Below are 13,025 nucleotides of genomic sequence, written 5' to 3' on the forward strand. Positions count from 1 at the left end.
TACGGCCACCAGGGTCAGAGGGACCACAAATTCTGTGGGAAGGATACTAGCCAGATGTGGCGCAATGATCCGTGACTAGGATCTCGAATTAATTTCTGATTCAGAGCAAAATTGCAGTTTAGTTTCAATTGTTAGCTGTAGATCACATAAGTCAGTAACTTGCAGTATGTGAATTATAAATAAGGCAGAAGAATGGCAAAAACGCTGAATACCATGACATTTCCCTTGCACGGCGCTCGATTAATCGAAGCTTCAGCAGGTACAGGGAAAACATTTACAATCGCCGGGTTATATCTGCGCTTATTGTTAGGGCATGGTAGTGAAGAGACTCGTCATCAGGAACCGCTGACGGTCGATCAGATACTGGTAGTGACTTTTACCGAAGCTGCGACCGCTGAACTTAGAGACAGAATCCGAGCGAGAATTCACGATGCCCGTATTGCCTTTATGCGTCATGAAAGTAGTGATCCTGTTATAGAACCTCTATTGAACGAGGTTAATGATCATCACTGGGCGGCGCGAGTACTGTTAAATGCTGAGCGTCAGATGGATGAAGCGTCTGTTTACACCATTCATGGCTTTTGCCAGCGCATGCTGACGCAAAATGCCTTTGAGTCTGGGAGCCGCTTTAACAACGAGTTTGTGACCGATGAGTCTTACCTGAAAACACTGGTGGTATCTGATTATTGGCGTAAAAACTTCTACTCTTTATCACATCAGCTTGCTGCGCTTGTGCGTAGCTACTGGGATTCACCAAAAGCTCTGCTTTCTGCAATTTCACCGTATCTGACAGGTAGTCCGCTCAAGCTAAGCGTTGAGCCTATGCAGGCCGATCTTGAGTCTTTGCATATTGAAAACTTAAAAAAGGTCGATGAGTTTAAACAGCAATGGCTTTCTCATGAAAGTGATGTGGCTAATACCATCAATGATTCAGATGTAAGTAAGCGTTCATTTACTAAGAAGAATCTGCCCGCCTGGATTGAGTTAATCAACGCCTGGGCAAAAAGCGAAACCACCAGTTATGAACCTCCAAAAGAGCTGGAAAAGTTTTCCAATGAGTTTTTGCAGGAAAAGACACCGGAAGATAAAAAGCTACCTCAGCATGAAGTGTTTGATGCAGTCAGCCTTTTTTTAGCCAACAAGCCTAGCCTTAAAGAACCACTGTTAGCTCATGCAATACAAAGTTGCCGTCAAATGCTTGAAGAGGCGAAGAGCCGTAAACGCTGGCTCTCATTTGATGACCTTTTGACCCAGCTTTCTGGTGCGATGGATTTGGACGACTCAGGAATGCTGGGTGAGCGTATCAGGCAGCTTTATCCAGTGGCGATGATCGATGAGTTTCAGGATACCGATCCGCTTCAGTACAGTATTTTTAGCCGTATTTATCTGAATAACCCTGAGTCTGGGTTGTTTATGATTGGTGATCCGAAACAGGCGATTTATGGTTTCCGTGGCGCGGATATTTTCACCTATATCAAGGCCAGAAATGAAGTAAGCGATCACTACACATTAGGAACCAACTGGCGTTCAAGTGCCGATATGGTGACTTCGGTGAACCAGATTTTTGAGTTTTCAGACAGTCCGTTCCTTTATGACAGCGATATTCCATTCCTTCCGGTTACCTATAGTCCGGGAGCCGATAAGCGTGAGTGGAAGTTAAAAGGTGAAACCCAGCCAGCAGTTAGCTTTTGGTCACTGGATAGTGATGAGCCTCTGCCTAAGTCTGATTATCTTGAGGCAATGTCGGAATCAACCGCCAATCAGATTCACTCCATGCTGGAACTGTCTCAGCAAGAACAAGCTTGCTATCTGGATTCAAAAGGAACGAGTCACACTGTCCAGGCTGGTGATATTGCGGTTTTGGTTCGGACAGGTTCAGAAGGGCACTTAATTAAAGAGAAACTTGCCAGCAAAGGTATCTCTAGTGTTTATCTCTCTAATCGAGATAGCGTATTTTCCAGTTCCGTTGCTCAGGATATTAGAAGAATCTTGATAGCAACCTTATCTCCTGAGGATGAAACCGCGCTTCGAGCCGTATTGGCTTCTGAGTTGTTGTTTTTGGATAGCGAGCAGCTCGATCAGCTAAACCATGATGAAACCTTACTTGATGACACCATGGGAGAGTTCAGAGAGTACCGAAAACTGTGGCTTCAGCGCGGCGTTATGCCGATGCTACGAGCGGTTCTGAGCAAGCGACATATCGCGGAAAACCTGTTGTCTGAAGAAAATGGAGAGCGGTTACTGACCGACTATTTGCACCTTGCCGAGCTGCTTCAGCAAGCCAGTCAGACAATGGAAAGTCATCACGGCTTGCTGCGCTGGTTCTCAGAGCAGGTAGAAAAGACACTTTCCGGTGAGAAAGGAGCCGGGGAAAACGAAATTCAACGGCTGGAATCGGAGAAGAATCTAGTCCAGATAGTGACCATTCACAAGTCTAAAGGGCTTGAGTACGACTTTGTCTTTCTTCCCTTTGTTAGTGCGTACAGAGAAGCGGGAAGCGCGAAATATTACGACGAGCAAGAGCAGAAGACGGTTCTGGACATCAGGCAGGAAAAGTCTGCGCTTCAACAGGCTGATAAAGAGCGACTTGCGGAAGATTTAAGGCTGCTTTATGTGGCTTTAACTCGTGCAGTTTATGGCTGTTTTGTTGGTATTGCACCGTTAAAAGGGCGCTCCAAAAAGAATCCATCGATGGCTCATCTAAGCGCTATCGGACATTTGATTCAGGGAAGTGAAGCGGCAGATGCAAATGTACTACAGGCTTCGTTACAGGAAAAACTGGCAAGCGTAGATACCAATATGGCAATTTCGCCACTGGCTGAAGCTTTTGATAGCAACATCCAGCTTGCTCTTTTTGATGCGGCAGATGAGACTCTAGAACTGCAAGCCAGTCAGTTAAAAAATGAGATAGATCGTAGTTGGCGGATGAGTAGTTATTCCGGGCTTGTTAAGCAAGGTCATTCGCATACTACAACCGAAAATCAGGAGCTAACCTTAGATCCTGTGGGGCTGGATATCGATTCACTCGATGATGTAGAGGTAGCGGAATCAGAAGAGCCGGAACAATCCATTTTTACCTTCCCCAAAGGGGCAAGGCCGGGTACGTTTTTGCATACCTTGTTTGAAGAGATCGACTTTACGCTTCCTGCAGACTCTCCAGAAACGGAGAGCATTATTAGTCAGTTACTGGAAAATGAGCAGTTTGATCCAGAATGGCTACCGATACTTCAGGAGCTGGTGGATACCGTGTTAACCACGCCTCTGGATGGTGAGTCATTGTTACTGAATCAAAAAGATGAGAGCCAGAAGCTGGTGGAGATGGAATTTATGCTGCCGGTATCAGTATTGTCTTCTTCGTTACTCAACAAGGTGACCCATAAATATGATCCTTTGTCAGCGAAAGCGGGAGAGTTAGGATTTCAAACCATAAGCGGAATGCTGAAAGGCTTTATCGATCTGGTGTTTGTTCATGAAGGCAAATACTACGTATTGGACTGGAAATCTAACTATCTGGGCGATCAGGTGACGGATTACCACAAAGAGGCACTGGACAACGCTATGCTGGAGCATAGATATGATCTCCAGTATCAGATTTACGCATTAGCTCTGCACCGGTTCCTGAAGTTCAGAGTCAGAGATTATAGCTATGAGCAACATTTTGGCGGAGTGTATTACCTGTTCTTGCGTGGGATAGACAGAGTAAACTCACCAAAGATGGGAAGTGGGATATTTTCAGCCAAACCTACTCAGGAGTTACTGGAAGCATTGGACAAGCTAATTGATGGAGAGAATGCAGGAGAAGTTCATGCTTAAGTCATTGGAAGAACTTAGCCGCAAAGGTGCGATTCGTCAGCTGGACTACCAGTTTGCTAAATTTGTTTATTCGCTGGAGTCCGCTTCTGAGGAATCGCAATCGGCTGAGCAACTGGCGTTTATCGCTGGAGTAGTCAGTGCAGAGTTGGCAAAAGGACATATCTGCATTCGTCTGAATGAGTTTGATTTTTCCAGAGAGTTGGGTGTTTTCGGTCAGCAGCAAGCTACGCTGATTGAAATGCTAGATGGTGTCGACTGGAAGTCGCTGTTTTCTGCATCAGCTAGTGTTGGTCTGCCGGGTGATACAAAACCACTGATTTTTGATGGTGAAAGGCTGTACCTGCAAAGATACTGGTTCTATGAAGAGACTCTGGCGAACAAGCTGAAAGCGATAAGCCAGCCGATTGATATGTCTTCGGATGAAATCTCAGCGCTGAAAACAACCCTTGATCAGCTGTTTGCCCGTGAATATGGTTTTCTGTTTACTGCCCTGCAAGAGAGCGATGGCAATATACTTAACCGACAACAGTTAGTTTGTGACCATCTGGATATCGTGGATACTGAGTCACTGAACTGGCCTGCTATCGAAAAGGTTCTATCTAATGCAGATAAAGCAGAGCAATTGTCTGAGCTGGATAAACTCGTGCCTCTAAGTCATTGCATCAACTGGCAGAAGGTTGCAGCAGCAGTTTCACTCACACGTCGATTTTCGGTTATTTCCGGTGGACCGGGTACGGGTAAAACCACAACGGTTGCAAAGTTGCTCGCAGCTCTTGCAGAGCAGAGTTATCGGGCTGGTCAGACACTGAATATTAAGCTGGTTGCTCCTACCGGAAAGGCGGCGGCCAGATTAACTGAGTCATTAGGAAAGGCGATAGGCGGTTTGCCGGTCAGCAAGGAAATCAAGGCATTGATTCCGGAAGAAGGCAGCACCGTTCACCGATTGCTTGGTGCCATCCCGGGCAGAGCTGAGTTCAGACATAACGCGAGCAATCCGCTTCATTTGGATCTATTGATAGTCGATGAAGCATCTATGGTCGATCTGCCAATGATGTATAAGCTTATCGATGCACTTCCTTCTCATGCAAGGCTTATCCTACTGGGCGATAAAGACCAGTTAGCTTCCGTGGAGGCTGGCGCAGTGCTAGGGGATATATGTTCTTTCACAGAGCAAGGTTATAGCCGGAATCAGGGATTGTTGCTTTCTCAGTTAACTGGCCATCAAAACTTTAAGATCTCGGAACAAGGAACATCTACGCTTTCTGACAGTTTGTGTATGCTGAGAAAGAGCTATCGTTTTGATGCACGATCGGGAATAGGGCAGCTTGCCAGAGTAACCAACGAAGGTGTGGTTTCTGAGCTAGCTGGCGTATTAACCCGTTTTGACGATATCGCTTTGTACCCACTGGATGATGCTTATTACCAACATATGATTGATTCTGTGGCGGGAAGGTATTCAGGTTACCTCAACCTGATCTCTGAGGCTGAAACAAGCACCGGAGATAAACAAATAGTACTAATAAAAGATAGCCTGAAATGTTTTAGTCAAACCCGCTTATTGTGTGCGGTTAGAGACGGTGAATATGGAATTTCAGGGCTCAACTCCAAAATTGAAAAGACCCTGGCAAAAAAAGGATCGATTTCACCTGGAGATGATCTTTGGTATTCAGGCAGACCCGTAATGGTCACTAAGAATGATTATTCGCAGGGTTTATATAACGGTGATATAGGTATTTGCTGTATTAATAATGAGCTAAAATTGAAAGTTTATTTTGAGCTGCCGGATGGAACGATTAAGTCGATATTGCCAAGTCGGGTTCCCGAGCATGAGACAGCCTTTGCCATGACGATACACAAATCTCAAGGTAGTGAATTTAGTGCTCCGGTTATGGTATTGCCGCCACAGTTTTCCCCAGTGTTAACTAAAGAGCTGATTTATACCGGAATTACCCGTGCTAAGGAGAGCCTCTCTATATATGCGGCGCAAGAGGTTTTAGCAAAAGGGATAAGAACCAAAACAGAGAGAAATAGCGGGTTAAAACACAAATTAGCCTAAATAAACCATATAAATTAAAGGCTTAACCAATAGGTTAAGCCTTTAACTTTTCTGACTAAGCATTAGCGACCGCTTTAGAGAATGTAATATTCCTAATTTGGTGCCTTTTCTGACAGTGGAGAATCATTTTCTTAACACTCTCGTTTACCGGAAAAACGCAATGAACGTTTAGCCCGTTAAGAAAATCATTTTCCGCCATATCAATAAAACTCTGGGCAGAATTACATACAATTGTTTTCATATCTGTGCTCAAAAAGATTTGGTTTTATGCTCCCCGCTTTTCCGTATGGGAGTGGCATCCTTCACTTATGAGCCAACTGAGCAAGTAAATTTTATAACTTTGTTGTACAAAAAAAGCACTAAGAAATACTATTTTTACTGCTTTTTTATAACTATTTGTTTTAGAAAATAGTTTTATTGAAATTATCTTAAACGTTTAAGGCAAGAATCTTTGACCTACGCTGATAATTGTAGAGATCTTGCTTTTCCATTGGTAAATCGGAAACCGGAATTTCGTAGAAACCCTGCTCCCTGAACCAGTGCAGGCTGTGGGTGGTTAGAACAAATATTCTGTCGATTCCCAGAGTTTTTGAATGCTGTCTGATGTGATTCAGCAGAACCAATCCTCGGTTGCCATCTCGGTAATCCGGATGAATAGCAACACATGCCATCTCTGCCATACGATCTTCAATATAGGTGTAAAGAGCAGCACAGCCGATAATAAGGCCATCTTTTTCTATGATGGTGAACTTGTGAATCTCTTGTTCGAGCTGTTCTCTGGAACGACGAACCAGGATACCTTGTTCTTCCAGTGGACGAATTAAGGCTAAAATACCGCCAATATCGTCGATTTGCGCGATTCGAGTCTGTTCGGCACTCGCCATTACCACCTGCGTTCCGATACCATCCAGTGAGAACAACTCCTGAATTAAAGCGCCATCTTCTTGATAGCTGACAAGGTGGCTTCTCGCGACTCCGGCTCTGCACGCTGTTATTGCGCCTCGTAAGAAGCGCAAAGTACCTGAACTATTGTCTTTCGATTGATCCTGATCTTCTTCAAGTGCTTTAAGAATACTTTCGGCTTCACTAGGGAATAGTTCCGCCATAACTTCACCATTTTCACCAATAATGCCTTGCTCTGAACAGAAACCTATCAGCTTATCTGCTTTCAGGCGGATAGCTACCTGGGTAGCGACTTCTTCAGAGAGCAAATTGAAAGATTCGCCGGTTACAGAGCCAGCGACAGGCCCTAGCAAAACAATTGAGCCTTGATCCAGCACCTGATTAATGGCTTTCGTATCTACTCTTCTAACTTTACCGCTGTGACAGTAATCAACGCCATCATCAACGCCTAAGGGCTGGGCGATAATAAAGTTTCCGCTAATCACATTAAGTTGAGTCCCTGCCATTGGGGTATTGTTAAGGCTCATGGACAGGCGGGCAGTGATAGACAACTGGAGCTGCCCTGAAGCCTGCATTGCCAGGTTTAAGGCTTGTTCATCGGTAACTCGGATCCCTTTGTGATAAGGCGTCTCACAGTGATTTAATTTCAGAAGATGGTTAATCTGCGATCTTGCTCCATGGACCAGGACAATTTTGACTCCCAGGCTATGTAGCAGGGCTATATCACTGATAATGTTCGTGAAGTTTTCGGCATCAAAAGCCTCTCCGCCAAGCATTATCACCATGGTTTTACCCCGGTGTGCGTTAACGTAAGGTGTCGATTGTCTGAAACCTTTAACTAAGGCTGTACTTCTGCTCTTCATAGATGCCTGATACTTAGAATACAAGTTGATTGAATTATTATTTGATTATTTTGAATTAAAATTCATTTTTATTCAATGGTTTTTTATGAGCTTTTGAGATATGTATCTTGAGCCGCCTCCTGTTATACTCAGATTAAGACATTTCATTACGTTTTATTGAAGCTGTGTCATCAATTTATGTAATACAATAAAGATAACTAAATAACTATTATGGCTGATATGTCTAAGGAACAGTTGCGAAACTCGGAGCGAGAAGTTCAGAGGCTAAAGAAAGCGATGCTTTTAGTAAGCATGCTCATCTTACTGTTGGTTGCTGGTGCAGTGAGTGTCATCTTGAATCGGCACTTAGAGAAAGAGGCCATGCAAAACAGAGAAGCTATCTATGGCGTCTGGATAGAGCAAAATGTACCTAAGTTTGCCAGAGACAGATTCGTTGTGAGTGAAGGTGGTATTCTGGTTAACGAGAGGATCATAGATACTCAGTATACTTTTGACGGTAGCGAACTCACATATGTATATGGTGAAACGCAATATGTATATAAGGTGAAAGAGCAAGAGGATGAAAGCATTGCTTTAATCAGAGTTAAACCAGCTCATTACCTCTCTACTTTTGTTTTACAAGGTTCGGAAGAATTATTAGAAGCGGATACGTTAGCAGAAGAAGCCGAACATCAATAAATATACTTAACGGACAGAACAGTGTTTAAACCTCTATTTCCGGCAGCGTGTGCTGCTTTTTTATTTGGTTGTGCTCAACCAGTTGATATGGGACAGCAGTATTTTGGTACTGAATTCGAGTCGAACTTAAATCAGGTTGAGTCTATTGAATCCCATCAACCTCGTGACTTCACTACGTTTTCCAAACAAGCTGAACAGGTGGTTGAAAACTCTCCCTCTATGGCAGAGAAATATAAGCCTCTTTATGATCAACTCAATGCCTGGATTCTCCAGAGCGGCGATCCGTCTGAGTTAGCAAACTATGGTGTTCAGCTTGCCCAATTAGGTGGCGGGGATAAAAAGGGTAATGTACTGTTTACTGGCTATTTTTCTCCGGTGATTGAGATTCGCCATCAGCCTGACGATGTGTACAAATATCCTCTTTATGCCAAGCCTGATTGTTCGGAAGATTGCCCGACAAGAGCGCAAATTTATGATGGTGCGCTTGATGGTAAAGGACTGGAGTTGGGTTATGCTTCCAACATGATAGATCCTTTTATTATGGAAGTGCAGGGAAGTGGTTTTGTTCATTTTGATGACGACGATACCCTTGAGTACTTTGCTTACGGTGGCAAAAACAATAAAGCGTATGTCAGCATTGGTAGAGTGTTGATTGACCGAGGGCAGGTACCACGCGAAAAAATGTCGTTAAAGGCGATAAAAGAGTGGGTGATGGCAAATGATGAAGAGACGGTAAGAGAGCTGCTGGAGCAGAATCCTTCCTTTGTATTCTTCCAGCCAAAACCTGACAACGCCGTTCGTGGCACTGCAGGGATCCCTTTGCTTCCAATGTCATCGGTTGCTGGTGATCGAGAATTGTTTCCAATGGGAACGCCTATATTGGCGGAAGTACCGCTTCTTAATCCGGATGGTAGCTGGAGTGGAGCGCATCAGCTAAAGCTTTTAATCGTTCTGGATACTGGTGGAGCGGTGAAGGAGAACCATCTTGATTACTACCACGGCATGGGGCCAAGAGCAGGCACAGAAGCTGGTCATTACAAACATTTCGGTCGGGTTTGGAAGCTTGGAATGGAGAGTACAGCAACAGAAAAACCATGGCTGACTGCTGAGGAAGTAAGGTTGCAGCAGGAGCTTAAAAGCAAGGCTGAAAGCACAGAAGAAACGCAACCCATTGCTTCGAATTAGTACATACTGATTCAACAGATTTCAGGCTAGACTTTTTACTAAAGAGTGCGTATAAAACGCACTCTTCTTATTTCTATCTTTAACCGGGAACAAATCATGCGCGAACTAGACACGCCAGCATCAGATTCATATGACCAGAGATTTGGCGGTACTCGTCGGCTTTACGGTAACAGTGAAGTTGAGATTTTGCGTGCCGCACATGTGTGTGTTGTCGGAATAGGAGGCGTTGGCTCCTGGGCCGTTGAAGCTCTGGCAAGAACGGGGATTGGTGAACTGACGTTGATCGATATGGACGACGTATGTGTGACCAACATTAACCGTCAGATCCATGCTATGACAGGCACGGTTGGTCAAAGCAAGATAGAAGTGATGGCAGAGCGGGTAAAGCTAATTAATCCAGATTGTAAAGTGAATCTGATTGATGATTTTATTACTCCGGAAAACATCAGTGAGTACATCACTAAAGATTTTGACTATGTTCTTGATGCTATAGATAGCGTTAAGCCTAAAGCAGCGCTTTTGGCATACTGTCGTAGTAACAAGATTAAAGTTATAGCTACTGGTGGTGCTGGTGGACAGGTTGATCCGACTCAAATTCAGGTCGTAGATCTGGCTCGTACGATTCAGGATCCTCTTGCAAAGAAAATCAAAGATAACCTGCGCCGCTTTTATAACTTCAGTAAAAATCCGCAGCGCAAGTTTGGTATTGAGTGTGTATTCTCTACCGAGCAGCTAAAATATCCTCAAGCGGACGGCAGTGTTTGCTCAACAAAGGCTACCGCTGAAGGCCCCAAAAAAATGGACTGTGCCAGCGGTTTTGGCGCAGCGACGGTTGTAACCGCAACTTTTGGTTTTGTGGCGGTTTCCCGTATTATTGAAAAGCTGCTATTAAAACACAGTAAGTAGTTTTATCTCGTTCCCACGGTCTCCGTGGGAATGCATACCGAAATTACCAAATGCTATGTGGTGTCATTAACCCACAGTATGCATTACCACGCTGGAGCGTGGGAACGAGCGGACTAGATATATGAACTTCCCAACAACACCTTTTCCATCTGAAATTTCTGCCGAAGATATTGTTAGCACCATGTCTGCATTTAAAGGCTGGGAAGATAGGTATCGTCAAGTTATTCAGTGGGGTAAGAAGCTCCCCAAAATGCCTGATGAGCTAAAGGCTGAAGAAGTGGTTGTTGCCGGATGTGAAAGTCAGGTCTGGCTGCAAAGCCGATATGAAGACGGAAAGTGGTATTTCTGTGCTGATTCCGATGCCCGTATTGTCCGTGGCCTGATAGCTTTGGTGATGGCGGCATACAACGAGAAATCAGCTGAAGAGATACAGAGTTTTGATATCAATGGTTACTTTGAAAAGCTTGGTCTGATAGAGCATCTGAGTGCATCTCGTGGCAATGGGTTGAAGGCGATTATAGAGACTATCCAAGCTACAGTATCCAAAAACTGACTTACATTTTGTTCCGATGCTGTGAAGTGGGAATACTCATAGAGATTGCAAAGTCAGGTATGCAATTCCAACGGTGATCGTGGAAATGATGCGACCAGATACTCTTAAAAGCGAACTTAGGCAGACCGTTGTTAGGTTTGATGAATATGGTGGAACGAACATACAAGGGCATGGATGCCCTTGTTTAAACGATCAGGGAAGACTTGAGTGGTTCGTGGAACCATATTCGTCAAGCCGATTCTATATGCGTCACAATATATCTAACGCTTTCTCCAACGCAGAGATCAGCTTCTCTACATCCTCAAGCGTGTTATAAATCCCAAAAGAAACCCTAACAGTTCCCGGAATGTCGAATGCATCCATTAACGGATGGGCACAGTGATGACCACTGCGAACGGCGATTCCCTGCTTGTCTAATAGCGTAGCTATATCTTCATGATGAACGCCTTCCATCACAAAGCTGATCACACTTGAACCGGGTTGGTATCCAATCACTTTAATATCGTCATCGAGTGCGATTAGCTTCTGGTAAGCCGTTTTTTGAAGCGTGGAGATATGATTTTCTATTTCAGGCCTATCGAAAGATTGATACCAGTTAATCGCCTCAGCTAATGCTATGGCTCCGGCGATATTTGGTGTTCCTGCTTCAAATTTCCCCGGGAGTTCAGAGTAGGTTGTTCCACCAAAAGATACTTTTTGTACCATCTTCCCGCCACCATGCCACGGTGGCATTTGCTCCAGAAGCGCTTGTTTGCCATAAAGAACACCAATCCCGGTCGGTGCGTAGAGCTTGTGACCTGAGAAGACGTAAAAATCAGCATCAAGATCCGCTACATTAACCTCTTCATGTACCACGCCCTGTGCGCCGTCAATAACAACCTTCGCCCCGACGTTGTGGGCTTCAGAAATCATGGCTTCAATTGGGTTTCTGGTCGCAGTGACATTAGTGGTTTGCGCTATAGCAACCAGTTTTACCTTATTGCTTAGTAAAGACTCATAGGCATCCTGACAAAGATGACCATCAGCTTTTACCGGAATAGGAATAACGGTAGCTCCTGTCTGCTCTGCGACGATTTGCCACGGGACAATATTAGCGTGATGCTCTGATTCACCTACAAGAATCACATCACCTTCCTGGAGCGTACTTCTCGCGTAGGTTTGAGCGATAAGGTTAAGTGCTTCCGTTGCTCCGCGAGTCCAGACAATCTCTTTCGGGCTGTTTGCACCAATAAATTGAGAAACCAGTGCTCTGGCCTGCTCAAACTGATTGGTTGCATGGGCGGTTAGGCTATGACTACCGCGATGGACGTTTGCGTTTTGCATGCTGTAATAGCGCTTTATCGCTTCGATAACACATGCTGGTTTTTGTGTCGTGGCCGCACTATCAAAATAAACTAGCTCGCTGTTATCTAATGCTGGAAATTGCTGGCGAATACTGGTTACATCAAAACTCACTTTGGTCTCTTTCCTCTATTCGCCTAATTCGTTGTAGTGAAGGTTTGGCAGAGTCACCATAGGTTCGGCAACTTTCCACGCATGCTCTTTTCCGGACAAGCGAATAATAATTTCCATTGCAAGCTCAAGAGCAGAGCCTGGTCCCTGGCTCGTGATCAGCTTATTGTTGATGTCCGTTGTTACACGTTTTACACGCCAAAGTTTCTCTGGGATATGCTCCTGAAAAGAAGGGTGACAGGTCATGAGTGCACCCGGGTAGATATTATGGGTTTGCAGAACCAGAGCAGGGGCTGCACAGATAGCCGCCATCCAGCGTCCATCATACTTTTGTTGCTTAACCATCTCGACAAGGAGAGTGCTGTCTCTGAATACTTCACTACCGGCAACCCCGCCGGGCAGGGCAATTACATCAAACTCTTCATCAGCGACATCAACCAGCTTGCAATCTGCAGTCAGAGTCACGCCCCGGGAAGCTTTCATTGTTAGGTTACCATCAAAATCGGCACTGGCAGTGGTTACATCGTAACCAGCTCGAACAAGGATATCTATGATGGTAATGGCTTCCATCTCTTCTGTTCCCGGAGCAATCGGGACAAGTACTTTTTTGCTCATG

The 13,025-nt window shown here is 44.7% G+C and carries 9 protein-coding genes and 1 pseudogene; 6 read left to right on the forward strand and 4 right to left on the reverse strand.

Features of this window, described 5'->3' with window-relative positions:
• Positions 1-192 precede the first annotated feature (192 nt).
• Positions 193-3,813, forward strand: a complete 3,621-nt coding sequence (recB, locus tag P7F88_RS15240) for an exodeoxyribonuclease V subunit beta (protein WP_277826069.1) — start codon at positions 193-195, stop codon at positions 3,811-3,813.
• Positions 3,806-5,869 (forward strand): exodeoxyribonuclease V subunit alpha, encoded by a 2,064-nt coding sequence (gene recD, locus P7F88_RS15245; protein ID WP_277826071.1) that lies wholly within the window; start codon positions 3,806-3,808, stop codon positions 5,867-5,869. The genes recB and recD overlap by 8 nt, the downstream gene beginning before the upstream one ends.
• A gap of 55 nt (positions 5,870-5,924) precedes the next feature.
• On the opposite strand, the gene P7F88_RS15250 is transcribed toward recD, so the two are convergent.
• Both P7F88_RS15250 and argA read right to left on the reverse strand, forming a co-directional pair.
• Positions 5,925-6,110 (reverse strand): hypothetical protein, encoded by a 186-nt coding sequence (locus P7F88_RS15250; RefSeq protein WP_277826073.1) that lies wholly within the window; start codon positions 6,108-6,110, stop codon positions 5,925-5,927.
• Positions 6,111-6,297: 187 nt separating this feature from the next.
• The gene (argA, locus tag P7F88_RS15255) at positions 6,298-7,635 is read right to left on the reverse strand and encodes an amino-acid N-acetyltransferase (RefSeq protein ID WP_277826075.1); all 1,338 of its coding nucleotides are present in this window, start codon (positions 7,633-7,635) and stop codon (positions 6,298-6,300) included.
• Between the two features lie 210 nt (positions 7,636-7,845).
• Here argA and P7F88_RS15260 point away from each other — a divergent pair, with 210 nt between their 5' ends.
• The 4 genes and pseudogenes from P7F88_RS15260 (at position 7,846) to csdE (ending at position 10,957) form a co-directional block, all read left to right on the forward strand.
• A complete protein-coding gene (locus P7F88_RS15260) occupies positions 7,846-8,313 on the forward strand; it encodes a DUF2850 domain-containing protein (RefSeq protein WP_277826077.1) in 468 nt (155 codons plus the stop codon).
• A 21-nt stretch (positions 8,314-8,334) separates the two neighbouring features.
• A pseudogene (gene mltA, locus P7F88_RS15265) lies at positions 8,335-9,426 on the forward strand (murein transglycosylase A); the annotation flags it as partial.
• A 168-nt stretch (positions 9,427-9,594) separates the two neighbouring features.
• Entirely contained in the window at positions 9,595-10,404 is an 810-nt protein-coding gene (gene tcdA / locus P7F88_RS15270) for a tRNA cyclic N6-threonylcarbamoyladenosine(37) synthase TcdA (RefSeq protein WP_277826079.1), read from the forward strand.
• 121 nt (positions 10,405-10,525) lie between these two features.
• Positions 10,526-10,957 carry a cysteine desulfurase sulfur acceptor subunit CsdE gene (gene csdE, locus P7F88_RS15275; protein WP_277826081.1) on the forward strand — a complete coding sequence of 144 codons (432 nt, stop codon included), beginning with the start codon at positions 10,526-10,528 and terminating at the stop codon, positions 10,955-10,957.
• A 249-nt stretch (positions 10,958-11,206) separates the two neighbouring features.
• Here csdE and P7F88_RS15280 read toward each other — a convergent pair whose 3' ends face one another.
• The gene (locus P7F88_RS15280; protein WP_277826083.1) at positions 11,207-12,412 is read right to left on the reverse strand and encodes an aminotransferase class V-fold PLP-dependent enzyme; all 1,206 of its coding nucleotides are present in this window, start codon (positions 12,410-12,412) and stop codon (positions 11,207-11,209) included.
• A 15-nt stretch (positions 12,413-12,427) separates the two neighbouring features.
• The gene (locus P7F88_RS15285; RefSeq protein WP_277826085.1) at positions 12,428-13,024 is read right to left on the reverse strand and encodes a DJ-1 family glyoxalase III; all 597 of its coding nucleotides are present in this window, start codon (positions 13,022-13,024) and stop codon (positions 12,428-12,430) included.
• Position 13,025: the final 1 nt, after the last annotated feature.

It is taken from the genome of Vibrio hannami, from assembly GCF_029589055.1.
In the GTDB taxonomy this organism is placed as follows: domain Bacteria; phylum Pseudomonadota; class Gammaproteobacteria; order Enterobacterales; family Vibrionaceae; genus Vibrio; species Vibrio hannami.